We start from the raw sequence: 26,662 nt of genomic DNA, 5'->3' as shown, positions 1-26,662 counted from the left end.
CCATGAAATTCACGCTGTCCTGGCTGAAGGACCATCTCGACACCGACGAGTCGGTCGAGACGCTCGCCAACAAGCTCACGATGATCGGCCTCGAGGTCGAGCATCTCGAGGACAAGGCGAAGCTGCTCGCGCCGTATAAAATCGCGCGCGTCGTCTCCGCCGAGCAGCATCCGAATGCGGATCGGCTGCGCGTCTGCATGGTCGACACCGGCGACGGTGGCGCGCCGGTGCAGGTGGTGTGCGGCGCGCCGAATGCGCGCGCGGGACTGGTGTCGGTGTTCTCGCCGCCGGGCACCTACATCCCCGGCAAGAACATCACGCTGTCGGTCGGCACGATCCGCGGCGTCGAGAGCCGCGGCATGCTGTGCTCGGCGGCCGAGCTGCAGATCTCCGACGATCACGACGGCATCATGGAGCTGCCGGCGGATGCGCCGATCGGCACCCCCTACGCCGAATGGGCCGGGCTCGGCGATCCCCAATTCGAGATCAACCTGACGCCGAACCGCCAGGACTGCACCGGCGTGCACGGCATCGCCCGCGACCTCGCCGCCGCCGACATGGGCAAGCTGAAAGATCCCGGCATCAAGCCGATCAGGGGCGAATTCCCTTGCCCCGTGAAGGTCAAGGTCGAAGACGAGAAGCTATGTCCCGGTTTCGCGCTGCGACTCGTGCGCGGCGTCAAGAACGGACCATCGCCGAAATGGCTGCAGCAGCGCCTGACCTCGATCGGACTGCGTCCGATCAACGCGCTGGTCGACATCACCAACTACATGACCTTCGACCGCGCCCGCCCGCTGCACGTGTTCGACGCCAAGAAGGTCAAGGGCAATCTGGTCGTCCGCCGCGCGCGCGATGGCGAAAGCTTGCTGGCGCTGGATGGCCGCACCTACACGCTCGACAATGCGATGTGCGTCATCGCCGATGACGCCGGCGTCGAATCGCTCGCCGGCATCATGGGCGGCGAGGCTTCGGGCTGCGATGAAGGCACCACCGACGTGCTGATCGAATCGGCGCTGTGGAACGAGATCAACATCGCTCAGACCGGCCGCAAGCTCGGGATCAATTCCGACGCGCGCTACCGCTTCGAGCGCGGCGTCGATCCGGCCTTCATGGTGCCGGGCCTGGAGATGGCGACCAAGCTCGTGCTCGACCTGTGCGGCGGCACGCCATCGGAGACTGTCGTCGTCGGCAACCCGTTCGGCGATGACCGCATCGTCGACTTCCCGTTGACCGAGGTGAAGCGGCTGACGGGCATCGAGGTGCCGCTGACCGAGATGCGGCGGATCCTGACGCATCTCGGCTTCGTGGTCGCCGGCAACGGCCCCGTCGTGAAGGTCGCGGTGCCGTCCTGGCGCAGCGACGTGCACGGCAAGGCCGATATCGTCGAGGAAGTCGTGCGCATCGTCGGCGTCGACAAGGTGCCGATGACGCCGTTCGAGCGCGGCGACGCCCCGCGCAAGCCGGTGCTGACGCCGCTGCAATTGCGCACGCGGCGCGCCAAGCGCGCGCTGGCCGCGCGCGGCATGGTCGAAGCCGTGACGTGGTCATTCATCTCCAAGCCGGCGGCCGAATTGTTCGGCGGCGGCAAGGCCGAGCTCGCTCTCGCCAACCCGATCGCGTCCGATCTCTCGGACATGCGCCCAAGCCTGTTGCCGGGCCTGACCGCGACGGTGCAGGCCAATGCCGATCGCGGCTTCGGCGATGCGGCGATCTTCGAGGTCGGGCAGGTCTTCAAGGGCGATGGCCCGACGGATCAGTTCGTGGCCGCGAGCGGCATCCGCCGCGGCATCGCGCCGGCGAAGGGACTCGGCCGGCACTGGACCGGATCGCAGCCGGCCAGTGCCTACGACGCCAAGGCCGATGCGCTCGCGGTGCTCGCGGCGGCCGGCGCGCCGATGGCGTCGCTGCAGATCGTCGCCGGCGGGCCGGCCTGGATGCATCCGGGGCGCTCCGGCACGATCCAGATGGGCCCGCAGAACGTGCTCGGGCATTTCGGCGAGCTGCATCCGCGCACGCTGGAGGCGCTGAAGGCGGACGGGCCGCTGGTCGCCTTCGAGGTGATCCTGGATCGCATTCCGGCGGCCAAGGCGAAGCCGACCCGCGCCAAGCCGGTGCTGGAGCTCTCGGCATTCCAGCCGGTGTCGCGCGACTTCGCCTTCATCGTCGATCGCAAGGTCAAGGCCGGCGACATCGTCCGCGCCGCGCAGGGCGTCGACAAGAAGCTGATCACCGATGTCACCGTGTTCGACGTCTACGAGGGCAAGGGCATCGAGGACGGCAAGAAGTCGATCGCGATCGCCGTGACCTTGCAGCCACGCGACAAGACCATGACCGACGAGGAGATCGACGCCGTCGCGGCAAAGATCACCGCAGACGTCGGCAAGAAGACCGGCGGCACGTTGCGCGGATGAGCCTCTCCGGGCTCATCCCTGCCGATCTCAGCCTGTTCGCGACGATCGCGCTGGCGATCGTCGCCTTCATTGCCGCAACGGCGCGCGGCTTCTCCGGCTTCGGCGCGGCGCTGATCTTCATGCCGCTGGCGAGCAGTTTTGCGACGCCCCGTCTCGTTGCGCCGCTGCTGCTGGTGATCGATTTCGTCTCGATGGCCCCGATGGTGGCGCCGGCCTGGCGGGAGGCCGACCGCAAGGCCACCGCGGTGATCGTCGCGGGTGCGTTGGTCGGCGTGCCCGTGGGCACCTATTTCCTCAGCCGGCTGGACCCGGTCACCGTCCGCTGGATCATCACCGGTTTCGTAATCGCGCTGCTTGCGCTGCTGCTGTCCGGCTGGCGCTATCGCGGCAGGGAGTACACCGCGCTGTCGGTCGCTGTCGGCTGCATCTCCGGATTCTGCAGCGGACTGGCGCAGACCGGGGGCCCGCCGATCGTCGGCTATTGGCTGGGACGCCCGATCCCGCCAAAGATCGCACGGGCGAACATCGTGCTGTTTTTCGGCGCATCGGACTTCTTCGCGATGGTGAGCTACGCAATGAGCGGGCTGATCACCTGGGATTCGCTGAAGCTTTCGCTGCTGATCGGGCCGGTCTACGCGCTCGGCGTCGCGTTCGGCGCGTCGCTGTTCGGCCGCGCCAGCGAGCAGGTGTTCCGCGCCATCTGCTATGCGCTGATCGCAATCGCCGTGATCGCCGGCCTGCCGGCCCTCGACGGCGTGCTCGGGCGGGGTTAGCCTTCCTGCAACGAAGCAGACAGGGAGGCCGCCGTGATCCATCGGCGAACAATGCTCAAGCTTGCGCTGGGAGCGGCCGGCGCCATCGCGGCGCCCGCGGCGTTCGCGCAAGGCACGAAGACCGGCACGCGGATGGTCTTCCTCGGCACCAAGGGCGGCCCGCGCGTCGGCGTCGGCGCTTCGAATCCGGCCAATCTCGTCGTCGTCAACGGCACGCCGTTCGTGATCGATTGCGGCACGGGCGTCAGCCGTCAGCTCGTCAATGCGGGCGTTCCGATCCCTTCGGTCAAGTACATCCTGATCAGCCATCACCATTCCGATCACAATCTCGAATACGGCAATCTGTTCTACAACGCCTGGGCCGCAGGATTGTCGACGCCGATCCAGTCGTTCGGACCGAAGGGCCTGGAGGCGATGACCAGGAGCTTCTGGGAAACCAACAAGTTCGACGTCGACACCCGCATCGCGGACGAAGGCCGGCCAGATCCGCGGCCACTCCTGGTCGCGAAGGATATCGACGCGGACGGCGTCGTGCTGAAGACGGCGGACGTGACGGTGACCGCGTTCCGCACGCCACATCCGCCGATCACCGACAACTTCGCGTACAAGTTCGAGACGCCCGACGGCACGATCGTGTTCTCGAGCGACACGGCCTATAACCCGAAGCTTGCAGAGTTTGCCAAGGGCGCCGACGTGCTCGTGCATGAATGCCTCTATGTGCCCGCGGTGGATCGGCTGGTCGCCAAGACGAAGAACGGCTCGACGCTGAAGAAGCACCTGCTCGACAGTCACACGACCACGGAAGACGTCGGACGCATCGCCGCGGCTGCAGGCGTGAAGGTGCTGGTGCTCAGCCACTTCGTGCCCGGTGATGATCCCGAAGTGACGGACGAGGACTGGACGCGGGACGTGAAGAAGAACTACACGGGCCGCATCGTGGTCGCGAAAGACCTGATGGAATTGAAGCTGCCGGTGTAGCCAAGGCTGGGCGTGCTTCAATCGGCAGCTCGCCTGCATCAGCCGTAGGGTGGGCAAAGGCGCAGCCGTGCCATTTCAACGCTTGAGATCGCAGTTGCGCCGTGCCCACCCTCTTGCTGATGAGCTTGCGGATCGACCGTCAATCCTCCGGCGATGCCGAGCGCACCTTGCCGCGACGGCGCGGTCGTTGCCGCTCACTGCTCGGCTCCGGCTCAGCGTCCTTGATCGCGCCGATCCTGCGCAGCGCGGCTTCCGCGGCGCGCTCGCCGGAGTCCCAGGCGCCGTCGACCGTGCCCCACAGCGTTTCGTGCGTGGCCTCTCCCGCAAGAAACAGCGGACCCAAGGGCTCGCCCAATATTTTGCGGGCGCCCTGGCTGCCGGGCGTGGCCGCCGACATCGCGCCGAGCACGCCCGGCGCCAGGTTCCAGCGCGTCGCTGCGGACGACTTCACCGCTGCGGCGGCCTCACTTCCAAACAGCTTGCCGATCCACTCCCTGGCGAAGTCGACCATCGCCGCCTCGCCCTGCGCTGATAGTTCGCGGCCGAAGGCGCCGGCAACATCGACGGTACAAAGCGACGATCCGCCGATATTGGCAAGCAGCAGACCTGTGCGACTGGAATTGCTCTGCTCGATGATGACCTCGTCCCGCGACAGGCCGAGCGGATTGCCCGCCAGCATCAGCGCGATGTGATCATAGCTGCCGAGGCTGAGCTTCGCGGCGGCGTCGAGCTGCCGCTTGGGCAGCTCGGGCGCGAACTTGATGGCGCCTGATGTCAGCACGTTGGTCGACACCGTGAGGATGACGGCGCGCGCCGCGATTCGCCCCGCCGGCGTTTCCACCGCGACGTCGCGGTTGGCCCACACGACGCGCGTTGCTGGAGTCGACAGCGACAACGGCAACGATTCGCCGAGCCTGGCGATGAACGTGCCCAGCCCCTGGCGGCAGGCCAGCGGCGCGCTGCGGTCCTGCGCACGCGCCTTGTCCATCGCGGAGAGATCGGCGAGATCCTTCCCGGTCGCGCTGGCGCCGAGCACGAATGCGGTGGTGCTGGTCCAGTCGCCCAGATCTTTCGGCAGCGCCGCGGCGCAGGAGGTATCGAGCTTGCCGCGCGCCGCCTCGTCGATGGCGCGATTGGCGCGCACCAGCCCCGCCAGGAACTGCTCGGTCTCGCCGGGCCGCGCGTTGCGCCGGCCGACGCGGATCTTCTGCCCGACGGGAGCCGCGACGAGATCGAGTCCGAGACCGCGCGCGAGCCTGCTGATGGGATTGCCGTCGGCGTTGAGCAGCCAGCGGGCGCCGCGATCGAACGGCACGCCGAAGGTGGCTGCATCCGTGCGGCAACGGCCGCCGAGCTGTGGCGCGGCCTCCAGCACCACGACCTTGCGATTGGCCGCGACGATGCGGCGGGCCGCGGCGATTCCCGCCGCACCCGCCCCGATCACGACAATGTCAGCCTCTCGTGGAACAGCCGCCTGCGCGGCGCGGCCGGCGATGGGCAGCACGGCCAGCGCCGCGGAAGCGGAGAGGAAGCCGCGGCGCGTGACATTCATGACATGGTTTCCGAAAGCTTTGAACCAAACGAATATCCGCCGAATTTGCCGCATCTGCCGCGCTGCGGCAACCGGGATGGTAAACGTGATACCGTGCAGAACGCGTCCACTATGAACCAAATTGCAACCGCAATCGACCATCATGGAAGAAGGGAAAAAACCGGCGACCGGCCAAGGTCGCCCGGGGAGCGTTATGGGTATCGTGCTTGATCAGATCGGCAAGCTGATTGCCGCCTATCTCCAGAAGGAGATCCCCGGCTATGAGCCGTTCACGCCGAGCGATCCGGACTATCTGCGCAAGGACGTCCAGCCCGGCGACGTGCTGCTCGTCGAGGGCAACAGCCGCATCTCCGGCATCATCAAATACCTCACGCAGTCGACCTGGTCGCACGCCGCGCTCTATGTCGGACCGATCGACGGCGCCGTCGAGCCCGACGGCGAGCCGCACGTGCTGGTCGAGGCCTATGTCGGCGACGGCGTGATCTCGGCGCCGCTGTCGAAATATTTCGCCTATCACACCCGTGTGTGCCGTCCGGTCGGCCTGACCTATGAGGACCGGCACACGGTGTGCCGCTACGCCATCAATCGCATCGGCTTCGGCTACGACACCAAGAACATCATCGACCTGATGCGCTATCTGATCCCGATGCCGATTCCGCAACGCTGGCGGCGGCGCATGATCGCGCTGGGCTCGGGTGATCCGACCAAGATGATCTGCTCGGCGCTGATCGCGCAGGCCTTCGATGCGGTGCGCTACCCGATCCTGCCCAAGATCACGCGGGCGCCATCGCGGCGCGCCAAGCGCGAGATCCTGCACATCCGTGATTCCTCGCTCTACATGCCGCGCGACTTCGACATCTCGCCCTATTTCGAGATCGTCAAGCCGACCATCGTCAATGGATTCGACTACACGACCCTGCATTGGGCCGACAAGCAGAAGCCGCTCGCGGAGGTAGCGGGCGAGTTCGCCGTGTTTCCAGGAGCCATCACAGCGCCGCCGCTCGTTCCTGAGACGGCTGACGAAGAGGCGACGCAGCAGGCTGCGGCTGAGGAAATAGTTGCGAAGCTCGGCGAACGGCTCGTGGTCAACGAGCATTTTCTCGTCGCCGAGCCGGTACGAAACGTCGCGCCACGTCCGACCGCACGCCGCCGCAACAAGGTGGCGGTCTGAGCTGGGCTGACCTCAGCGATCCGACCGGCCGATCACATCCATCAACTCCGCGATCTTCTGCCGTTGATCGGCCTTGTCGCCGGATGCGATGGCATGCTCGACGCAATGCGCGACGTGGTCGCGCAGAATCTCCTCCTCGACCCGGCGCAACGCCGCCCGCACAGCGGAGATCTGGGTGACGATGTCGATGCAGTAGCGGTTGTCCTCGACCATTTTCGACAGGCCCCTGACCTGCCCTTCGATCCGACTCAAACGTTTCTGACAGGATGTCTTGATGTCCTCGCGCATGGAGCCTATATACCCCTACAGGGTATAGGTTTCAAGAGGCTGAGCGATGTCGGAAACCAGACACGAGCATGGCGTCGCGGCGGGCGGCGAGGGCGGATGCGGCTGTGGATCGCGCGCGCGCGCGGTGGAAACCGGACACGAACAGGCATCCGCGGACAGTTGTTGCAGCGATCGTGCCGGCGCGGCGCCTGCCAGCGCTTCGGGCGGCGGCTCGGACCACGCCGCGCCTGAACCAGCGAAGGCAACGGATCCGGTCTGCGGCATGTCGGTCGATCCCGTGACCTCGAAGCATCGCTTCGAGCATCAGGGACAGACCTTCCATTTCTGCTCCGCCGGCTGCCGCGCCAAGTTCGCCGCCGATCCGGCCAAGTATCTCGCAGCCGCCGTTTCACCGGCAGCCACGGGGTCGTGCTGCGGCGGCCACGATCATCACGCGCATCAGCATGGCGAGACGGCAAAGGTCATCGATCCCGTCTGCGGCATGAGTGTCGATCCCGCGACCTCGAAGCATCGCTTTGAACACGCGGGTCACACCTTCCATTTCTGCTCGGCCGGCTGCCGTACCAAGTTCGCGGCCGAGCCGGACAAATATCTCGGCGAACGCGGGCCGCCGCCGGAGATGCCGGCGGGCACGATCTACACCTGCCCGATGCATCCCGAGATACGTCAGGAAGGCCCAGGCACCTGCCCGATCTGCGGCATGGCGCTCGAGCCCGACGTCATCAGCCTCGACGATGCGCCCAATCCCGAGCTCGCCGACATGAGCAGGCGGTTCTGGATCGGCGCTGTGCTGTCGGCACCCGTTGTCGTGCTCGAGATGGGCGGACATCTCGTCGGCGGCCACGGCCTGATCGATCCCGTGCTGTCGAACTGGATCCAGTTCGCGCTGGCGACGCCGGTGGTGCTGTGGGCCGGCTGGCCGTTCTTCGTACGCGGCTGGCAGTCGGTCCAGACCCGCAATCTCAACATGTTCACCTTGATCGCAATGGGCACGGGCGTCGCCTATGTCTACAGCGTGATCGCGACCGTCGCGCCGCAGGCGTTTCCGCCGGCGTTCCGCGGCCATGGCGGCGCGGTGGCGGTGTATTTCGAGGCGGCCTCGGTCATCACCGTCCTCGTCCTGCTCGGCCAGGTGCTGGAGCTGCGCGCGCGCGAGGCAACGTCGGGAGCGATCAAGGCGCTGTTGCAGCTCGCGCCCAAAACAGCGCGCCGCCTCGACACCGACGGCAACGATCATGAGGTGGAGATCGCCGAGCTCGCGGTCGGCGATCGCCTGCGTGTGCGCCCGGGCGAGAAGGTGCCGGTCGACGGCATCATTCTCGAAGGCCGCTCGTCGCTCGACGAATCGCTTGTCACCGGCGAGTCGATGCCGGTGACCAAGGACGAGGGCGAGCGCGTCATCGCCGGCACCTTGAACCAGACCGGCAGCTTCGTGATGCGCGCCGACAAGGTCGGCCGCGAGACCCTGCTGTCGCAGATCGTGCAGATGGTCGCCGATGCGCAGCGCTCGCGCGCGCCGATCCAGCGCCTCGCCGATCAGGTCGCGGGCTGGTTCGTGCCGATGGTGATCGCTGCTGCCATTGCCGCCTTCGTCGCGTGGTACGCGTTCGGTCCCGAGCCGCGCTTCGCCTTCGGCCTCGTCGCCGCGGTGAGCGTGCTGATCATCGCCTGTCCCTGCGCGCTCGGTCTTGCGACGCCGATGTCGATCATGGTCGGGGTCGGCCGCGGCGCCCAGGCCGGCGTGCTGATCAAGAGCGCCGAGGCGCTGGAGCGGATGGAGAAGGTCGATACGCTGGTCGTCGACAAGACCGGCACCCTGACCGAGGGCAAGCCGAGGGTGACCAGCATCGTCACCGCTCAGGGCTTCGACGAGGCCGACGCGCTGCGGCTGGCCGCCAGCGTCGAGCGCGCCAGCGAGCATCCGCTGGCCGAGGCCATCGTCCGGCATGCCGCGGAGCGCAACATCAAGCTCGCCGACGTCAAGAACTTCGACGCGCCGACCGGCAAGGGCGCGCGCGGCGAGGTCGACGGCAAGGCCATCGTACTCGGCAATGCGACCTATCTCGCCTCGCTCGGCATCATCACTGATACGCTCGGCGTCGAGAGCAAGCGGCTGCGCGAAGAGGGCGCCACCGTGATCACGATGGCCGTCGACGGCAAGCCGTCTGCGCTGTTTGCGGTCGCCGATCCGGTCAAGGCGTCGACGCCGGAGGCGCTGAAGGCACTCGCGGCCGACGGCATCAAGGTGATCATGCTGACCGGCGACAACCGCACCACGGCCACCGCGGTCGCGCGCAGGATCGGCATCACCGAGGTCGAGGCCGAGGTGCTGCCCGAGCAGAAGAGCGCCGTGGTCGCGCGTCTGCGCGCCAGCGGCAAGATCGTCGCGATGGCCGGCGACGGCGTCAACGATGCGCCGGCGCTCGCCGCGGCCGACGTCGGCATCGCCATGGGCACCGGCACCGACGTTGCGATGGAGAGCGCCGGCATCACGCTGCTGCAGGGCGACCTCGGCGGTATCACGCGGGCGCGAAAACTGTCGGCGGCGACGATGCGCAACATCCGCCAGAACCTGTTCTTCGCGTTCATCTACAACGCCGCCGGCATCCCGATCGCCGCCGGCGTCCTCTATCCCCTGTTCGGCATCCTGCTGTCGCCGATCATCGCAGCGGCGGCGATGTCGCTGTCGTCGGTGAGCGTGGTCGGCAACGCGCTACGGCTGCGGGCGACCGATCTTTGATACGATGCCGGCGGACTTGCCGAAGCCCGCCGGCATGTCTACCTCTGCCGCGGGCTTTGCAGCGAGGGACCCCGCCATGATCGACGCCGCCATCAAGGCGATTTCGCAGATTCTGTCGCCGCCGATGCGCTCGATCCTGTGGCGCTCGATCGGGCTGGCGCTGGTGCTGGTCACGGTGCTCGCGATCGGGCTGCAGCGGCTCCTGACCTGGCTCGCGACTGCCGGCGAGGGCTGGGCGGAGGCCATGCTCGGGCCGAACTCGCACGGCACGCTGGAGGTGCTGACCTGGATCATCTCGATCGCCGCCGGCTTCGGCGTCGTGTTCGGCGGCATCATGCTGATGCCGGCAATCACCTCGGTGATCGCGAGCCTGTTCGTCGACGACGTCGCCGACCTCGTCGAGCGCGAGCATTATCCGGCCGAGCGCCCCGGCGCCGCTTTGCCGTTCGGCGTCGCCATCATCGAGGGCCTCAAGGCCGCCGGCCTCACCATCCTGGTCTATCTGGTCGCCCTGCCCTTCGTGTTCCTCGCCGGCGCCGGCTTCGTGATCTTCTTCCTCGCCACGGCCTGGCTACTCGGCCGCGAATATTTCGAGCTCGCCGCGATGCGCTTCCGGCCGCCGGCGGAGGCCAAGGCGATGCGGCGCGACAATGCGATCACGGTGTTCACCGCGGGGCTGATCATCGCGGCCTTCGTCACCATCCCGATCGTGAACCTGGCGACGCCGCTGTTCGGCATGGCCTTCATGGTCCACCTGCACAAGCGCCTATCCGGACCGCGGCCCGAGCTGATCGAGCCGTCGCCGGAGCGCCGGCTGCGCAGCCTCTAGCGCCATCATCCGCGGCGACAGGCTCGTCGCCTTGCTGCGGGCGAAGGGGATCAGCAGGAAGCCGAGCAGCGCGACACCAGCGAGCAGCGACCAGGCCTCGTTGACGCACAGCGCCAGCGAGGCCTTCTCCACCAGCGGCCGGACATAGGCGATCGCCTGCTCCTCCGAGATGCCGCGCGGCCGGTTGCGCAGCAGCTCCGGCGCGAGCCCGATTGCCTTGGCCGCCGCGGTATCGCCGGCCAGCAGGCGGTCGCGAAACGCCTGGGCATGCATGGCGACGCGGCCATAGATGATGGTGTCGATCAGCGCGATGCCGATGGCGCCGCCGAGATTACGCATCAGGTTGAACAGCCCGCTGGCGTCGGCGACCTCGGCCTGTGGCAGGTCGCCGAGCGCGATCCGCGTCGGCGGCAGCAGGCAGAACATGATGCCGACGCCGCGCACCACCTGCGGCCAGAACATCTCCTGATAGTCGGCGGTCGGCGGCTGGAACGCGCTGGCGGCGAGCCCCGCGCCGAACAGCACGAAACCGAACGCCGTCAGGAGACGCGCGTCGACCTTGCCGTCCAGCGCCGTCACCAGCGGAGCAGCGATCAGTTGCGCCACGCCGGTGACCAGCATGATCTTGCCGATCTCGAACGCATCGTGGCCGCGCACGAAGGCGAGGAACACCGGCATCAGATACACCGAGCCGAACAGCCCGATGCCCAGACAGAAGCTCGACAGGCAGCCGAGCGTGAACGACCGGCGCTGAAAGCTGCCGAGCCGCAGGATCGGCTGCGGTGAGGTCAGCAGGCGCTGGACGAGCAAGGTGAGGCACGACGCGCTCAGTACCAGGAACGCGATGCAGTTCGACGACAGCCAGCCGCCCTTCGGCGCCTCCTTCAGCCCGAGCTCGAGGCTGGCCAGGGACACTGCGAGCAGCAGCAGCGCAAACAGGTCGAGCTTGTCGAGCTCCGCGAGGTCCATGCGCTGCTTCGGCAGCAGGCCGGGCGTCGCCAGCGCGGCGACGAGGCCGGGCGCGATGTTAATCAGGAAGAGCCAGGGCCACGACCAGGTGTTGGTGATGAAGCCGCCGACGACCGGGCCGATGGTCGGCGCGAGCACCGCGACCACGCCGCCGATCGTCGTCGCGACCGCGTGCAGGCGCGGTGGAAACAGCAGGAACACGGCGGAGAACACCACGGGAATCAAGAGACCACCGAAGAAGCCCTGCAGCACGCGGAACGCCAGCAGCGTGTGAAAATCGCCGCTGAACGCGCAACCGAGCGAGGCGGCGGTGAAGATGCCGACGGCGCCGACGAACAGCCAGCGCAACGTGAACACCCGCGTGAGCAACCCGGTCAGCGGAATGGCGATGATCTCGGCGATCAGATACGCCGTCTGGATCCAGCTCATCGCCTCCGGCGTGATGCCGAGCGCCTCCTGGATGGTCGGCAGCGACGTCGCCACCACCTGGATGTCCAGGATCGCCATGAACATGCCGACGCACATCAGGATGAAGCCGAGCCAGGTGGCGAGGCTCGGACGATCCTGCGGCGCGGCCGATGCGCTCATGCGGTCTGGCCGCCGCCGATGCCGGTGAGTGCTTCCGATTCGGCGCGGATGCGGATGAACAGCACCGCCGCATTCAGGCCGGAGAAGATCAGGGCGATCAGTGGCAGATGCAGCGCCAGCGGCAGCAGCGCGATCTCGGCTGCGACCACCAGATAGTTCGGATGCGAGATGTAGCGATAGGGACCATCGGTGACGAGGGGCGCCCCCGGCAGGATGATGATGCGCGTCGTCCAGCGCGGACCGAGCGTCGCCAGCACCCACCAGCGCAGCCCCTGCAGCAGCACGAAGCCGCTCAAGAGCCACGGGTCGACCTCCTGGTCGGCGCCGAGCAGCCACAGCGATACCAGCCAGGCCGCATGCATCGAGATCATCAGCGGATAATGATCCGCCCCGACCTCAACCGCGCCCATGGCGCGCAGGCGCTTGGTGTTGTGGCGGGCGAGCACGAGCTCGCCGAGCCGCTGCATGGTGACGAGGGCGAGGACGAAGGCGGCGAAGGTCATGCGGCGTGCCTCAATGAAACGCAGCTTGCGGTGAACCCAGGTCCGAGCGCAGTCAGCACCGAGCGCGGCGGCAAGCCCCGGGCTCGGGCGCGCTCCAGCACGAACAGCACCGTCGGCGCGGACATGTTGCCGTAGTCGGCGATGATCTCGCGCTCATGATCCAGCGTGCCCTGATCCAGCGACAGCGCGCGCTCCAGCGCCGTGATCACCTTGGCGCCGCCGGGATGGCAGACGAAGCGGTCGACGTCGGCAGGCGCGAGCTTCATCCGGTCCAGGATCTCGTTGACCGCGGGGCCCATGTTCTCGGTGACGAAGTCCGGAATGGTGCGCTGGAAGATCACGCCAAAACCTTCGGGATCGACGCTCCAGCCCATGATGTCGAGCGTATCGGGCCACAGCTTCTCGCCGGTCGCCTCGACGCGGATAGCGCCGCCATCGCCGGCGCGCAGGATCGCGGCCGCCGCGCCATCGCCGAACAGGCTCAGCGCGACGATGTTGGCCTTCGTCAACTCATCATGGCGGACAGCCAGTGTGCACAGTTCGAAGGTCACCAGCAGCACGTTGGTGCCGGGCCGGGCCTGCGCCAGGCGCGCGGCGATCGACAGGCCCGAGACCCCGCCGGCGCAGCCAAGCCCGAACACCGGCACGCGCGACACGTCCGCGCGAAAACCCAGGCGGCCGGCGACGCGCGCTTCCAAGGTCGGCGTCGCGATCCCCGTCGAGCTCACGGTGACGATGGTGTCGATGTCGGCGGCGTTGAGATCGGCCTGCGCAAGCGCCTTGTTCGCCGCGTCGACGAACAGCGCCTCGGCGCCTTCGAGATAGGCTTCGGTGCGCTCCGGCCAGCCGCGCCGCTCCATGTACCATTCGATCGGCTTGACGCCGTAGCGCTGGCGGATGCCGGTGTTGGCGAACAGGCTCGCCATCGTGTCGAACTGCGGGAAGCGCGGCGCCAGCACCACGCGGGCGGCCTCCATCACTTCGTTCTGGCGAAACTGATGCGGTGGCACCGAGGTCGCGAGCGACACGAGTGCGGCAGTGTTGTCCATGCGGCTGATCCTTCAACGTCCCGGCGCAGAAAGGTCCGAGAACGCGGGAATCGTCACGCGCCACTCACATCGCCCCGGATTACGGGTGTCATCTTATGTCCAATGCGGGCGGCGATGTGGCCCGGCCATGGTGAGACGGCGTCGCGCCGTGACACAATAGTGACTGTCAAACGCGTTCTCAGGCGAAACCGTTCGTCACGCACAACGTATCAGGCGGTCTTCTCCGGCCAGCGGCAGAGGTCCTTGATCAGGCACAGCTCGCAGCGCGGCTTGCGCGCCAGGCACGTGTAGCGGCCGTGCAGGATCAGCCAGTGATGGGCATGCAGCATGAACTCGGCCGGGATCGCCTTCTCCAGCCCGAGCTCGACCTCCAGCGGCGTCTTGCCGGGTGCTAAGCCGGTGCGGTTGCCGACGCGGAACACATGGGTGTCGACCGCCATCGTGTGCTCGCCGAACGCCATGTTGAGCACGACGTTCGCGGTCTTGCGGCCGGCACCGGGCAGCGACTCGAGCTCGGCGCGCGTACGCGGCACCTCGCCGCCGAACTCGCTGATCAGCTTTTGCGACAGCGCGATCACGTTCCTGGCCTTGGTGCGGTAGAGGCCGACGGTCTTGATGTAGTCGCGGAGTTTGTCCTCGCCGAGCGCGATCATCTTCTGCGGCGTGTCGGCGACGGCGAACAGCGGCCGCGTCGCCTTGTTGACGCCGGCGTCGGTCGCCTGCGCCGACAGCACCACGGCGACCAGCAGGGTGTAGGGGTTGAGGTGCTCGAGCTCGCCCTTCGGCTCCGGATTGGCCTGTGCGAAGCGGCTGAAGGCCTCGCGGATCTCGGCCGGGGTCCAGGGCCTGGCCGCCTTCGACGCTGTCTTGACCGGCCGGGCAGGGCTCTTCGGCTTGGCCGTCGGAGCCTTCTTGGCGGCCCGTTTCGAGGCGGCCTTGGGGGCTGACTTGGGCCCGGCCTTGGGAGCGGCCTTCTTCAAGGGGCTGCGAACCGGCGCCGGTTTGGCGCGTTGGGGGCGGGTGATTTTGGCCATGATCCGGGTATACTGAGGCCCCATGACGCCAGGCAATGCTTTTGCGTATCAGGAGACCGGCACCGACGCCGCTGATCCCGAGCTGTTCGCGGCCCGGCTGACGCCGCATCGCTCGCTCAACCGCACCGGCTTTCTGGTGCTGATGGTCGTGGTCTGCGCCATCAGCTTCATCGGCGGCATCGCCTCGCTCTTGATGGGCGCCTGGCCGGTGCTCGGCTTCTTCGGCCTGGATGCGCTCGCGATCTACTGGGCCTTCAAGGTCAACTTCCGCCGCGCCAACGCCTATGAGGACATCTCGATCACCCTGACCGAGCTGCGCCTGCGCCGCGTCAGCCACAAGGGCCACGTCATGGAATGGCGCTTCAACCCGCTCTGGGTGCGGCTCGACCAGGAGACCCACGAGGAGTTCGGTATCGAGCGCCTCTACCTGGTGGCGCGCGGCCAGCGCGTCGCCATCGCGAGCTTTTTGGGCCCGGAGGAGAAAGCCAGTTTTGCGAAGGCCCTCACGGCCGGGCTGCAGGCCGCGAAGCGCGGGCCGGTGTACAACCCGCTGTAGCGCGTCCAAGGGCACTGACTGCGGGCAGCTCTACCCAGGCGAAAGCGCCGCTAACACCCTCCGGCGTCGTTCCGGGGCGCGCGCAGCGCGAGCCCGGAACCCACACCCACAGGACCTTGTGTGGGGCACGCGGGTAGTGGGCATCTCGCCTCACACGTCTTCTCGTGGTTATGGATTCCGGGCTCATCGCTGCGCGATGCCCCGGAATGACGGAGCAAGCCGGGAAACTCCTGTTTCAAGCCGAAGCCGATCGCAACGCCCCTAGCCTCCCGATCGGAAATCGGGTGGAGTCCGCGCCCCGGCCGCCCTACATCCGGATCATGATGACCCTCGCCATTCACGATTCCGCCCTGGCCAAGCCGGGCCCGCAACAATCGGCCGCGCTGCGCGACTACGATGCGGTGCGCCGCGCGATCGCGTTCATCTCCGAGCACTGGCGCCGGCAGCCGACCATCGAGGACATGGCCGACGCCGCCAGCCTCACGCCCGACGAGTTGCACCATCTGTTCCGGCGCTGGGCCGGGCTGACGCCGAAGGCGTTCATGCAGGCACTGACGCTCGATCACGCCAAGGGCCTGCTGAAGAGCTCAGCCAGCGTGCTCGACGCCGCGCTCGACTCGGGGCTTTCAGGCCCCGGCCGGCTGCACGATCTGTTCGTCACCCATGAAGCGATGTCGCCCGGCGAATGGAAGACCGGCGGCGCCGGCACCACGCTTCGTTACGGCTTCCACCCCTGCCCGTTCGGCATCGCGCTGGTGATGGCCACCCCGCGTGGCCTCGCCGGCCTCGCCTTCGCCGACCCCGGCGAGGAGGCTGGCGCGCTCGCCGACATGAAGAGCCGCTGGCCCCGCGCCACCTATATCGAAGACGTCCCCGGCACCGCCGGCCTCGCCCAGCGCATCTTCGACAAGACCCTGTGGCGGCCCGACCAGCCCTTGCGCGTCGTCCTGATCGGCACCGACTTCGAGGTCCGCGTCTGGGAGACCCTGCTCAAGATCCCCATGGGCCGCGCCGTCTGCTACTCGGACATCGCGACCCGGCTGGAGTCGCCGAAAGCCTCGCGCGCGGTGGGCGCGGCGGTCGGCAAGAACCCGATCTCGTTCGTCGTGCCCTGCCATCGCGCGCTCGGCAAGACCGGCGCGCTGACGGGCTATCATTGGGGGCTCACGCGCAAGCAGGCGATGCTTGGGTGGGAAGCGGGGCAGGTGGGGATGGGGTAGAGCGGCGAGGCCGCTGCTACTCTCGCTGTCATCGTCCGCGAACGCTGACGATCCAGTAAGCACCGACGTCTCGAGTCTCGCGACCGTCACGGCGTGCTGGATGCCCCGCCTGCGCGGGGCATGACGACTGTAAAACTACGCAGCTTTTCATACGACACGAATTCCAGTCAGGCGCCACTCTCTCCGCCGTCATTCCGGGGCGTGCGCAACACGAGCCCGGAATCCATCGCATGGCAGATCGTGGCGGCTGCGCTGCGCGAACGTCGCCAACTTTCGATGATGCCGACGGCAGGCGCCGCGATCTCAGTCTCACCCTCCCCTGGAGGGGGAGGGTCGATCGCGCGCGAAGCGGGCGAGCGGGGTGGGGTGAGCCGCGGAAACCGGTGCAAGTGGAGAGATCATCCCACCCCGGCACACATGCGCTCCGCGCATCTGAGCCGACCCTCCCCTCCAGGGGAGGGTGACAGCGGGGCTCACCTCGGCTGCTCTCAATTCTCTGCCCTTGAGAACGGGCAGAGGGAGCGCAGCGTCGATACGGCGGGGGCTGGGCTTCAACTCATGGGGATGCGATCACCCATGAGAAGTGGAATCTTGCGACGGTCCTAGCCCGCCAGGTCCAGCTTGGACTCCACCGTCGAGTCCGCGTTCAGGCGATAGATGATCGGCACGCCAGTCGCCAGCTCGCGCTTCAGGATGCCTTCGGGCGTCAGCTTTTCCAGCACCATGATCAGGGCGCGCAGCGAGTTGCCGTGGGCGGCGACCAGGGTGCGCTGGCCGCGGAGGACGCCGGGAAGAATTTCTTGGACGTAGTAGGGCAGCGCGCGGGCGAGCGTGTCCTTGAGGCTCTCGCCGCCGGGCGGCGGGACGTCGTAGGAGCGGCGCCAGATGTGGACCTGCTCCTCGCCCCATCTGGCGCGGGCGTCGTCCTTGTTGAGGCCCGAGAGGTCACCATAGTCGCGCTCGTTGAGCGCGAGGTTCTTGGCTGTCGGCAGGCCGGTCTGGCCGAGCTCGGTCAGGATCAGGTCGAGCGTGTGCTGGGCGCGCGTCAGCACCGAGGTGAAGGCGACGTCGAAGACCAGTCCCTGCGCCTTCAGCTTGCGCCCGGCCTCCTTGGCCTCGGCCACGCCCTGCTCGGTCAGGTCCGGATCCTTCCAGCCGGTGAACAGGTTCTTCAGATTCCACTCGCTCTGGCCGTGGCGCACCAGCACCAGGAGACGTTCGCTCATCAGTTCGCTTCCATCGACGTTGAACTAGAAAAGGTCCTTGAGGCCGAGCACGTCGTCCATCGTGTAGTAGCCCGGCGGCTTGCCATGGGCCCACAGCGCCGCCTTCAGCGCGCCATGGGCGAAGATCATGCGGTCCTCGGCCTGGTGCGACAGCACCAGCCGCTCCGAGGGTCCGGCGAAGATGACGCTGTGATCGCCCGCCGCCGTGCCGCCGCGCAGCGAGGCGAAGCCGATGTCGCCGCTGCGGCGCTCGCCGGTGATGCCGTCGCGGCCGCGCGCGGAATGCTCGTCGAGCGCGATGCCGCGGCCCTCGGCGGCGGCCCGGCCGAGCATCAGCGCCGTGCCCGAGGGCGCGTCGACCTTGTGCTTGTGGTGCATCTCGAGGATCTCGATGTCGAAGCCGGCATCGAGCGACTTCGCCACCTGCTTGACCAGCGCCGCCAGCAGGTTGACGCCGAGGCTCATGTTGCCGGACTGCACGACGATGGCGCGCTTGGTGACGCTCCTGATGACGGCGTCGTCCGACGCGGACAGGCCGGTGGTGCCGACGACGTGGACGATGCCGCGCTGGGCGGCGATGGCGACATTGGCGATGGTCGCGGCCGGGACGGTGAAATCGAGGATGCCGTCGGCCTCGGCCGACATGCTCCAGAGGTCGCCCGACAGCTTGATGCCGTTGGCGGGCAGGCCGGCGAGGGCGCCGGAGTCCTTGCCGATCAGCTCCGAGCCGGGGGCTTCGAGCGCGCCCGCCAGCACGGCGCCGTCGGTCTCGGCGATCGCGCGCACCAGGGCGCGGCCCATGCGGCCGCCGGCTCCGGCAACGATCAAGCGCATCTTGGACATGTCAACTCCTCTGCCCCTTCAAGGGCTATAGCCGGGGCTGATAGCGGCGGCAACCGAGCGAGGCCACGTCGACGGTGGCCGGGGCGGGCGGCGATCAGGGCTGCGGGCCGTCATAGCCCTCGATGATCACCAGATCGCCTTGCGAATGCGGCGCGCGCATCGCCACCAGCCGCTGGTATTCAGGGGAATTGTAGCACGCCAGCGCGGTCGCGTAGTCCTTGAACTCGATCACGACGTTGCGCGAGCGCGAGGTGCCTTCCTTGGTCTCGTACTGGCCGCCGCGGACCAGGAATTTGGCGCCGTACTGGTGGAACACGGCGCCGTTCTGCGCGACGTAGTCCTTGTAGCCGTCCATGTTGTGCACGTCGATCCGCGCGATCCAATAGGCCTTGGGCATCCCTGTCGTCTCCTTGCTCTCTGGCGCGCTTGCTCAAGCTCGGTTGGTCTTGCCGACCAGCGCGACGGCGCTGGCGATGTCGGCGACGATGCTCTCGGCGGCCGCCGCCGGATCGGCGGCGCCGGTGACGGGACGGCCGACGACGAGGCGGTCGGCGCCGCCGGCGATCGCCAGCGCCGGGGTCATGATGCGCTTCTGGTCGCCAACGTCCGATCCCGCCGGGCGGATCCCGGGGGTCACGAGCTGCATATCAGGGCCGACCAGCGGGCGGATGAGCTGGGTCTCCTCCGGCGACAGGATCAGGCCGTGGATGCCGATCTCCTTGGCCTGCCTGGCGCGGTGCGCCACGAGTTCCTTGACACCCATGGCGTAGCCGGCGGCGGCGAGATCGGCATCGTCGTAGGACGTCATGACGGTGACGGCGAGCAGCTCGAGGCTGGAGCCGGCGGCGCCGGCGAGCGCCGCCTTCATGCTCTGGGAGAAGCCGTGCACGGTGAGGAAGCGGGCGCCAAGCCTGGCGATCTGCCGGGTGGCGCGCTCGACGGTGTTCGGGATGTCGTGCAGCTTGAGGTCCATGAACACATGCTTGCCCTCCGCCGCGAGCCGTTCGGCGAGACCGAGGCCGCCGGCATAGGTCAGCTCCATGCCGATCTTGTAGAACGTCACGGCGTCGCCGAGCCGTGCGATCATGGCTTCGGCCTCCGCCACGCTCGGCAGATCGAGCGCCACGATCAGGCGGTCGCGGGGAGCAATCTCGGTCGGCATGTCACCTCACATCGTATGTTGCGCTGTTGCGATCAGCTCCCGCACCAGCGCGTCGAGCGCCGTGATGTCGGCGGGCAGTTTGAGCCGGTCCATGTCGTTGTAGGCCTTGTCGGCGAAGGCCAGCGCAAGCTGGCTCGGGATCACCGTCGCGTTGCAGGCCGTCAGCATCAGCCGCAAGGCCGAGAGCGCACGCACGCCGCCAAAGCGGTTCTCGGAGGCGGCGGCGATCGCAAACGGCCTGTTGCGGAACACCGCGCCGCGGCTGCCCGGCGGCTCGTCGACGCGCGAGATCCAGGTGATGGCGTTGGTCAGCAGCGGCGGCACCGAGGCGTTGTATTCCGGCGTCACCAGCAGCACGGCATGATGGACGCCGATCATGCGCGTCAGATTCACGGCGTGAAGCGGAATGCCCGATTGCGCCTCGAGGTCGGCGTCGTAGATCGGCAGCGGGAAGTCGGCGAGCGAGATGCGGGTGATGTCGGCGCCGGCCTGCACGAACTGATAGGCGGCGGCCGCGGCGAGCTTCGCGTTGTGCGAGCCGGCTCGCGTCGAACCGGGGATGATGAGCATCTTCAGCGCGGACATCGTGAGGTCGGTCAACGACCCGCCACGAAGGATCGCGGCCGCCGGTCAGGGCTTGCGATACACCCAGACGCGCGCTGGCGGAAGATTCATCCAGATGCGCTCGGAGGCCTGCGTGGTAACGCCGGGCAGCGACTTCGGAATCGGCGGCACGACGGAATAGGTGAACTGCACGAACGGCGCATTCGGCGACATCGCCGCGAAGGCATCGCGGATCAGCTTCATGCGGGTCAGCATCGGCTTGGTCACGAGCGGCAGGCCGGAGACGACGGCCGAGGCCGGGGCGCCGAGCACGTTCCAGAGCGTGTCGCGAAGGCGATAGGCGTCGCCCTGGACCACCTTGGCCTGCGGGTAGCGGTCGCGCAGCAGGGCGCAGAAACCCGGATTGTACTCGACCAGCACCAGCCGCTTCTGATCGACGCCATGTTCGACCAGCGCATTGGTGATCGCGCCGGTGCCCGGTCCGAGCTCGATGACGGGTCCTGTCCCGTGCGGATCGACGTACTGCGCCATGGTGCGGGCCAGCAGTCGGCCCGACGGCATGACGGCGCCCATGTGCAGCGGCTTTTCGATCCATGAGCGGAGGAAGCGCACTTCGTCGTCCAGACGGAGAGGCTTTTTCGACGCACGCACGGACGTTTGCAGGGGCATCTCAGTACCAGACGGGACCGTCTTCACGGCGATGTCAGAAAAGAGTCACAAAGACGTATAGGGCGCAGGCGGGGCGGTCAAGCCGAACCGTAACGTACGATTAAGGCTGGCGGGTCCGCGCTCTTACAGTTGCATTCGATAATTTTTTGCATGTGCGGAGCAGCAAATTCGCTCGAAATCGACATTCCGATGCCATCCAGCGAAAGCACCAGGCCCCGCGGTTCTGCACTCACGGCTCAGCTCGCCGCCTTGCCGAAGAAGTCCTTGACCTTGGTGAAGAAGCCGGCGGCCTCGGGCTGGGTCGCTCCCGAGGACAACTTCTCGAACTCGGCCAGCAATTCCTGCTGCTTCTTGGTCAGGTTCTGCGGCGTCTCGACAACGATCTGGACATACATGTCGCCGGTCTGGCGCGAGCGCAGCACCGGCATGCCCTTGGCCGCGATCCGGAACCGGCGCCCGGACTGCGCACCGGCGGGAATCTTCACCTTGGTCTTGCCCTTGTCGATCGTGGGCACCTCGAACTCGCCGCCGAGCGCCGCGGTCACCATCGAGATCGGCACCCGGCAGTGCAGGTCGGCGCCGTCGCGCTGGAAGAACTCGTGAGCCGTCAACGACAGGAAGATGTAGAGATCGCCCGGCGGCCCGCCGCGCAGGCCCGCCTCGCCCTCGCCGGCGAGACGGATGCGGGTGCCGTCCTCGACGCCCTGGGGAATGTTGACGGACAGCGTGCGGTCACGGGTGACGCGGCCGGAGCCGGAGCATGACGGACAGGGGTCCTCGATCATCTGGCCGCGGCCGTGACAGCCGGGGCAGGTCCGCTCCAGGGTGAAGAAGCCCTGCGCCTGCCGCACGCGGCCGGCGCCGCCGCACATCGCGCAGGTCTTCGGCTTGGTGCCGGCCTTGGCGCCGGTGCCGGAGCAGGATTCGCAGGTCACCGAGACCGGAATTTCGATTTGTGCGGTCTTGCCCTGGAACGCCTCTTCCAAGGTGATTTCCATGTTGTAGCGCAGATCGGCGCCGCGCTCGCGTCCGGTGCCCCCACGGCGCTGCCCGGCCATGCCGAACAGGTCTTCGAAGATGTCGGAGAACGAGGAGGCGAAGCCGGCGCCGAAGCCGTGCGCCCCGCCCATGCCGCCCTGCTCGAAGGCGGCGTGGCCATAGCGGTCGTAGGCGGCGCGCTTGTCGGCGTCGCGCAGCACCTCATAGGCCTCGTTGATTTCCTTGAATTTCACTTCGCTGGAGGCATCGCCCGGATTCTTGTCCGGATGCCACTTCATGGCCAGCTTGCGGAAGGCGGCCTTGAGTTTGCTCTCGTCGGCGTTGCGCTCGACTTCCAGGGTCTCGTAGTAGCAGCGCTTGGTGGACATCAATCAAACCCGCCCGAACTTCGCCCAACAGGAACGGCTGGCGCGATCGCCGCGCGCGTTCCGGGTCAATGAAAATGACCCCCATCCAACGAGCCGCTGAAAGCGCTCTTTGGCATGGGGGTCATGGTCACTACCTCTGCCTCAGTTAAGCAGATTTCTTCTTGTCGTCGTCGACCTCGGTGAACTCCGCGTCGACCACGTCATCCTTGGCGGCGTCGCGGGCCGCATCGCTCTCGGCCTGCTGCTTGTACATGGCCTCGCCGAGCTTCATCGACGCCTGGGCCAGCGTATTGGTCTTGGCCTTGATCGCCTCGGCATCGTCGCCCTTCAGCGCTTCCTTGAGATCGCTGACGGCATCCTCGATGGCACGGCGCTCGGTGTCGGCGACCTTCGAGCCATGCTCGGCCAGAGCCTTCTCGGTCGAGTGCACCAGCGCGTCGGCATGGTTCTTGGCGTCGACCGCCTCGCGGCGCTTCTTGTCCGCCACGGCGTTGGCCTCGGCGTCCTTGACCATCTTGTCGATGTCGGCCTCCGACAGACCACCCGAAGCCTGGATGCGGATCTGCTGCTCCTTGCCGGTGGCCTTGTCCTTGGCCGACACGTTGACGATGCCGTTGGCGTCGATGTCGAACGTCACCTCGATCTGCGGCATGCCGCGCGGGGACGGCGGAATGCCCATCAGGTCGAACTGGCCGAGCATCTTGTTGTCGGCCGCCATTTCGCGCTCACCCTGGAAGACCCGGATGGTGACCGCGTTCTGATTGTCCTCGGCGGTCGAGAACACCTGGCTCTTCTTGGTCGGGATCGTGGTGTTGCGGTCGATGATGCGGGTGAACACGCCGCCCAAGGTCTCGATGCCCAGGGACAGCGGGGTCACGTCGAGCAGCAGCACGTCCTTGACGTCGCCCTGCAGCACGCCGGCCTGAATGGCCGCGCCGATCGCCACCACCTCGTCGGGGTTGACGCCCTTGTGCGGCTCCTTGCCGAAGAACTGCTTCACCATCTCCTGGATCTTCGGCATGCGGGTCATGCCGCCGACCAGGACCACTTCGCCGATCTCGCCAGCGGTGAGGCCGGCATCCTTCAGCGCCTTGCGGCACGGCTCGATGGTCTTCTCGACGAGGTCGGCCACCAGCGCCTCGAACTTGGCGCGGGTCAGCTTCATCGTCAGATGCTTCGGACCGGACTGGTCCGCGGTGATGAAGGGCAGGTTGATCTCGGTCTGGGTGGTCGACGACAGCTCGATCTTGGCCTTCTCGGCAGCTTCCTTGAGGCGCTGCAAAGCGAGCTTGTCGTTGCGCAGGTTGATGCCCTGCTCCTTCTGGAATTCGTCGGCGAGGTAGCTGACCAGACGCATGTCGAAGTCTTCACCGCCGAGGAAGGTGTCGCCATTGGTCGACTTCACCTCGAACACGCCGTCGCCGATCTCCAGGATCGAGACGTCGAAGGTGCCGCCGCCGAGGTCGTACACGGCGATGGTGCCGGCCTTGGTCTTGTCGAGGCCGTAGGCGAGCGCGGCCGCGGTCGGCTCGTTGATGATGCGCAGAACCTCGAGGCCCGCGATCTTGCCGGCGTCCTTGGTGGCCTGACGCTGGGCGTCGTTGAAATAGGCGGGGACGGTGATGACGGCCTGGTCGACCTTCTGGCCGAGATGGGCTTCCGCGGTCTCCTTCATCTTCTGCAGGATGAAGGCGGAGACCTGCGAGGGCGAATAGGTCTTGCCGTCGGCCTCGACCCAGGCGTCGCCGTTGCCGGCCTTGACGATCTTGTAGGGGACGAGCTTCTTGTCCTTCTCGACCATCGGGTCGTCGTAGCGGCGGCCGATGAGGCGCTTGACCGCAAAGAAGGTGCGCTCGGGGTTGGTCACGGCCTGGCGCTTGGCCGGCTGACCGACCAGACGTTCGCCGTCGTCACTGAAGGCGACGATCGACGGCGTGGTGCGCATGCCCTCGGCGTTCTCGATGACTTTCGACGATTTGCCGTCCATGACGGCCACGCACGAATTCGTGGTGCCGAGATCGATCCCGATGACCTTTCCCATGGTCTCATATCCTTCTTTTTGCGGCAGGTTGGGTGGGGCCCTGACGGCGCCCCCATCCAAAACCCCCTCAGATCAAATGCTCGCGATATTGCGACGATGAGCGTCATATAGGAGGGGGGGAGTGGCCCGCAAGGACCGGACCAGGGGTTCGACCCCACGAAAATCACGGCCGCCGCCCAAGGTCATCATGGAGACATCAGAGCGGCCCATCGGGCCCGGCGGCGACGCGGAACGGCGGCTCGGACCGGAGGCGACTCCGCGGGTCCACCTGTCGGCACATCGAACGGCTGGTGCGAAATGCGGGGTGTGCGATCGCCGGCAAGTGCGACAGACCCGGTACCGCTGATCTGCCCCAATGACCGAAATGCGTTGTTAACCCACGGGCCCTAGCCTGCCGCACTCCTGGGACGGGAATGAGGCATGGTCATCGACACCGATTGGGGCTTTCCGCAACGCGCGCGTGAAGCCGGCCAGGCCACGTTCCCGAGACTGCTGATCTGCGCCATCGTGGTTGCAGCCGCGTGGCTGCGGTACGTCCTTCCCCTCAATGTCGACGTCAGCTGGTGGCTCCTCGTCAGCGAGCGCATGCTCGATGGCCAGCGACTCTACGTCGACATCCTCGAGACGAATCCGCCCATGGCGGGATCGGTCTATCTTCTGGCGGTCGCACTGGCGCGTGCGATCCATCTCAGGCCCGAGCTGGCGACGAATATCCTGATCTTCGCACTGACCGCAGCATCCCTGACGCTGGTGTGGCTGGTGCTGCGGACATCGGCCCTGCGCCATCGGCTCGCGGACGGCCGGCTGGCGGCGTGGACGACCGCCCTGCTTCTGATCGCGCCGATGTATGATTTCGGCCAGCGGGAACATCTGGCCCTGATCACGATATTGCCGGCGATCGCGGTGTATATCCTGCGCGCCGAGGGCGAGCGGGTAGCCCCGGCGGCCATCCTCATCGCCGGGCTCAGCGCCGGCCTCACGATGAGCTTCAAGCCCTATTTCGCCTTCAGCGTCGGCTTCTGCATTCTCGCCGCCGCCGCGCAGGCGCGCGACTGGCGCGTGCTGTTCGCGCTGGAGAACTGGATCGCCGCGGCCCTGGTGCTGCTCAACGCGGCGTGCATCTACCTGTTCTTTCCCGAATATTTCACGGTCATCTATCCGCTGGTCCGCGACGTCTATCTGCTTCTGAAGGCGCCCGTACCGACCATCCTCGTCACTCTGCCGATGGGCCTGTGGCTCGCCGCGGCAATCATCGTCCTCCTCCTGCAGCGCCGGCAATACGAGCGCGACGCGGCGTCCTTCACCACGCTGGCCGGATCGCTCGGCTTCCTGGTGTCGTTCGTCGCGCAGCAGAAAGGCTGGGGCTATCACGCCTACCCCATGGTCGCGCTGGCGCTGCTGGCCGCCGGCCTTGCGGTGTCGGCGATCGACAGCAGCCGCGACGCGCGACGCTGGCCGCGTGCCGCCACCGCTCTCGCCGGCGCCGTGCTGTTCGTGCAGACCTGCTTCTGGTTCAATGGCAGCGTCGACGTCCGGCAGATCGAAGCCCAGGTGGCGCGGCTCGGTCCGCACCCGAGCATGCTGGTGCTCAGCGCGGCTGCGGTCATCGGCCACCCCATGGTGCGGACCCTTGATGGCACCTGGATCTCGCGCCAGGAGGCGTTCTGGGTTCGGGAAATCGTTCGCCGCTCGCAACAGGACGGAACCATCGATTCACAGACGGCGCAGAGGCTCGCGCCCTACGTGGAACGCGAACGCGCCGGGATCGTCGCCGACTTCCGGAAACAGCCGCCCGACGTCGTCCTGATCGACAATCAGAACAGCGACTGGGGCGATTGGGCGCGTTCCGACCCCGAACTCAGGGCTCTGCTCGAGCCCTATGTGCTGGTACAGACCGTCGACGGCGTCGAAATCCTGAAACGCAGCTAGCGCTGGACCATCCTGAATCCGCCTTTCGAGGCGAAATATCCGCGAAATGGGCCCCCGCGGGGTCCCGCCAATCGCCGCAGGCGATCAAAACCGCGCGCCCGGCCTGTTGCGGGGGGCGCAAAGCCGCTAAAAGCGTGCCCGCCGAAGACCACGCTGGCGAGGATCCCGACCGCCTCGGCACGAGGCCTCGGTCAACGAGG

At 67.2% G+C, this 26,662-nt stretch carries 23 protein-coding genes; 9 read left to right on the top strand and 14 right to left on the bottom strand.

Going from position 1 to position 26,662, the window contains the following annotated elements:
- Nucleotides 1-2 precede the first annotated feature (2 nt).
- Genes pheT through QX094_RS12475 form a run of 3 tightly spaced genes read left to right on the top strand, consistent with a single transcriptional unit; the run spans nucleotide 3 to nucleotide 4,162 of the window.
- On the top strand, nucleotides 3-2,411 hold the full coding sequence (gene pheT / locus QX094_RS12485; RefSeq protein ID WP_316173491.1) for a phenylalanine--tRNA ligase subunit beta: 2,409 nt from the start codon (nucleotides 3-5) through the stop codon (nucleotides 2,409-2,411).
- Nucleotides 2,408-3,184: a sulfite exporter TauE/SafE family protein gene (locus QX094_RS12480; protein ID WP_316173489.1), complete on the top strand. Its 777-nt coding sequence runs from the start codon at nucleotides 2,408-2,410 to the stop codon at nucleotides 3,182-3,184. Before pheT ends, QX094_RS12480 begins: the two co-directional genes overlap by 4 nt.
- Nucleotides 3,185-3,217: 33 nt before the next feature.
- The gene (locus QX094_RS12475) at nucleotides 3,218-4,162 is read left to right on the top strand and encodes an MBL fold metallo-hydrolase (RefSeq protein WP_315716847.1); all 945 of its coding nucleotides are present in this window, start codon (nucleotides 3,218-3,220) and stop codon (nucleotides 4,160-4,162) included.
- Nucleotides 4,163-4,301: 139 nt separating this feature from the next.
- On the opposite strand, the gene QX094_RS12470 is transcribed toward QX094_RS12475, so the two are convergent.
- Nucleotides 4,302-5,714, bottom strand: a complete 1,413-nt coding sequence (locus QX094_RS12470) for a flavin monoamine oxidase family protein (RefSeq protein ID WP_315716846.1) — start codon at nucleotides 5,712-5,714, stop codon at nucleotides 4,302-4,304.
- Between the two features lie 193 nt (nucleotides 5,715-5,907).
- Between QX094_RS12470 and QX094_RS12465 the strand changes: the two genes are divergently transcribed.
- Nucleotides 5,908-6,885: a YiiX/YebB-like N1pC/P60 family cysteine hydrolase gene (locus QX094_RS12465; protein ID WP_315716844.1), complete on the top strand. Its 978-nt coding sequence runs from the start codon at nucleotides 5,908-5,910 to the stop codon at nucleotides 6,883-6,885.
- A gap of 12 nt (nucleotides 6,886-6,897) precedes the next feature.
- Here the strand turns inward: QX094_RS12465 and QX094_RS12460 are convergent, their stop codons facing one another.
- Nucleotides 6,898-7,173 carry a metal-sensitive transcriptional regulator gene (locus QX094_RS12460; protein WP_315716843.1) on the bottom strand — a complete coding sequence of 92 codons (276 nt, stop codon included), beginning with the start codon at nucleotides 7,171-7,173 and terminating at the stop codon, nucleotides 6,898-6,900.
- A 46-nt stretch (nucleotides 7,174-7,219) separates the two neighbouring features.
- Here QX094_RS12460 and QX094_RS12455 point away from each other — a divergent pair, with 46 nt between their 5' ends.
- Both QX094_RS12455 and QX094_RS12450 read left to right on the top strand, forming a co-directional pair.
- Nucleotides 7,220-9,913: a heavy metal translocating P-type ATPase gene (locus tag QX094_RS12455; RefSeq protein ID WP_315825676.1), complete on the top strand. Its 2,694-nt coding sequence runs from the start codon at nucleotides 7,220-7,222 to the stop codon at nucleotides 9,911-9,913.
- Nucleotides 9,914-9,989: 76 nt separating this feature from the next.
- Nucleotides 9,990-10,742, top strand: a complete 753-nt coding sequence (locus QX094_RS12450; RefSeq protein ID WP_315825677.1) for a sulfate transporter family protein — start codon at nucleotides 9,990-9,992, stop codon at nucleotides 10,740-10,742.
- Here QX094_RS12450 and QX094_RS12445 read toward each other — a convergent pair.
- The 4 genes from QX094_RS12445 to nth all read right to left on the bottom strand — a co-directional run bounded on the left by QX094_RS12445 (nucleotide 10,680) and on the right by nth (nucleotide 14,885).
- Entirely contained in the window at nucleotides 10,680-12,299 is a 1,620-nt protein-coding gene (locus tag QX094_RS12445) for a DHA2 family efflux MFS transporter permease subunit (protein WP_315825678.1), read from the bottom strand. The genes QX094_RS12450 and QX094_RS12445 overlap by 63 nt on opposite strands.
- On the bottom strand, nucleotides 12,296-12,802 hold the full coding sequence (locus tag QX094_RS12440; protein WP_315716838.1) for an isoprenylcysteine carboxyl methyltransferase family protein: 507 nt from the start codon (nucleotides 12,800-12,802) through the stop codon (nucleotides 12,296-12,298). Before QX094_RS12440 ends, QX094_RS12445 begins: the two co-directional genes overlap by 4 nt.
- Nucleotides 12,799-13,851, bottom strand: a complete 1,053-nt coding sequence (locus tag QX094_RS12435) for a type III polyketide synthase (protein ID WP_315716837.1) — start codon at nucleotides 13,849-13,851, stop codon at nucleotides 12,799-12,801. Before QX094_RS12435 ends, QX094_RS12440 begins: the two co-directional genes overlap by 4 nt.
- Nucleotides 13,852-14,060: 209 nt before the next feature.
- The gene (nth, locus tag QX094_RS12430) at nucleotides 14,061-14,885 is read right to left on the bottom strand and encodes an endonuclease III (RefSeq protein WP_315825679.1); all 825 of its coding nucleotides are present in this window, start codon (nucleotides 14,883-14,885) and stop codon (nucleotides 14,061-14,063) included.
- 22 nt (nucleotides 14,886-14,907) lie between these two features.
- Between nth and QX094_RS12425 the strand changes: the two genes are divergently transcribed.
- Both QX094_RS12425 and QX094_RS12420 read left to right on the top strand, forming a co-directional pair.
- On the top strand, nucleotides 14,908-15,441 hold the full coding sequence (locus tag QX094_RS12425; protein ID WP_315825680.1) for a DUF2244 domain-containing protein: 534 nt from the start codon (nucleotides 14,908-14,910) through the stop codon (nucleotides 15,439-15,441).
- Nucleotides 15,442-15,761: 320 nt separating this feature from the next.
- Nucleotides 15,762-16,661, top strand: a complete 900-nt coding sequence (locus QX094_RS12420) for a bifunctional helix-turn-helix domain-containing protein/methylated-DNA--[protein]-cysteine S-methyltransferase (protein ID WP_315716958.1) — start codon at nucleotides 15,762-15,764, stop codon at nucleotides 16,659-16,661.
- 602 nt (nucleotides 16,662-17,263) lie between these two features.
- Here QX094_RS12420 and QX094_RS12415 read toward each other — a convergent pair.
- The 8 genes from QX094_RS12415 to dnaK form a co-directional block, all read right to left on the bottom strand.
- On the bottom strand, nucleotides 17,264-17,887 hold the full coding sequence (locus QX094_RS12415) for a 2,3-bisphosphoglycerate-dependent phosphoglycerate mutase (protein WP_315716834.1): 624 nt from the start codon (nucleotides 17,885-17,887) through the stop codon (nucleotides 17,264-17,266).
- 24 nt (nucleotides 17,888-17,911) lie between these two features.
- Nucleotides 17,912-18,730: a 4-hydroxy-tetrahydrodipicolinate reductase gene (dapB, locus tag QX094_RS12410; protein ID WP_315716833.1), complete on the bottom strand. Its 819-nt coding sequence runs from the start codon at nucleotides 18,728-18,730 to the stop codon at nucleotides 17,912-17,914.
- A 94-nt stretch (nucleotides 18,731-18,824) separates the two neighbouring features.
- Nucleotides 18,825-19,127, bottom strand: coding sequence for a DUF1330 domain-containing protein (locus tag QX094_RS12405; protein WP_315716832.1), 303 nt, complete (start codon nucleotides 19,125-19,127; stop codon nucleotides 18,825-18,827).
- Nucleotides 19,128-19,160: 33 nt separating this feature from the next.
- Entirely contained in the window at nucleotides 19,161-19,892 is a 732-nt protein-coding gene (gene pyrF, locus QX094_RS12400; RefSeq protein WP_315825681.1) for an orotidine-5'-phosphate decarboxylase, read from the bottom strand.
- 6 nt (nucleotides 19,893-19,898) lie between these two features.
- Nucleotides 19,899-20,477: an NAD(P)H-dependent oxidoreductase gene (locus QX094_RS12395; RefSeq protein ID WP_315825824.1), complete on the bottom strand. Its 579-nt coding sequence runs from the start codon at nucleotides 20,475-20,477 to the stop codon at nucleotides 19,899-19,901.
- 45 nt (nucleotides 20,478-20,522) lie between these two features.
- On the bottom strand, nucleotides 20,523-21,125 hold the full coding sequence (locus QX094_RS12390) for a class I SAM-dependent methyltransferase (protein WP_315716829.1): 603 nt from the start codon (nucleotides 21,123-21,125) through the stop codon (nucleotides 20,523-20,525).
- 236 nt (nucleotides 21,126-21,361) lie between these two features.
- Entirely contained in the window at nucleotides 21,362-22,492 is a 1,131-nt protein-coding gene (dnaJ, locus tag QX094_RS12385; RefSeq protein ID WP_316173486.1) for a molecular chaperone DnaJ, read from the bottom strand.
- A gap of 145 nt (nucleotides 22,493-22,637) precedes the next feature.
- Nucleotides 22,638-24,533 (bottom strand): molecular chaperone DnaK, encoded by a 1,896-nt coding sequence (gene dnaK / locus QX094_RS12380; RefSeq protein ID WP_315716827.1) that lies wholly within the window; start codon nucleotides 24,531-24,533, stop codon nucleotides 22,638-22,640.
- Between the two features lie 420 nt (nucleotides 24,534-24,953).
- On the opposite strand from dnaK, the gene QX094_RS12375 reads away from it, so the two are divergent.
- Nucleotides 24,954-26,462 carry a hypothetical protein gene (locus QX094_RS12375; protein WP_316173484.1) on the top strand — a complete coding sequence of 503 codons (1,509 nt, stop codon included), beginning with the start codon at nucleotides 24,954-24,956 and terminating at the stop codon, nucleotides 26,460-26,462.
- Nucleotides 26,463-26,662 lie beyond the last annotated feature (200 nt).

Source organism: Bradyrhizobium sp. SZCCHNS1050 (genome assembly GCF_032484785.1).
In the GTDB taxonomy this organism is placed as follows: Bacteria; Pseudomonadota; Alphaproteobacteria; order Rhizobiales; family Xanthobacteraceae; genus Bradyrhizobium.
The sequence above is the reverse complement of the archived record's forward strand: the minus strand, read 5'-3'. Positions and strand labels throughout refer to the sequence as shown.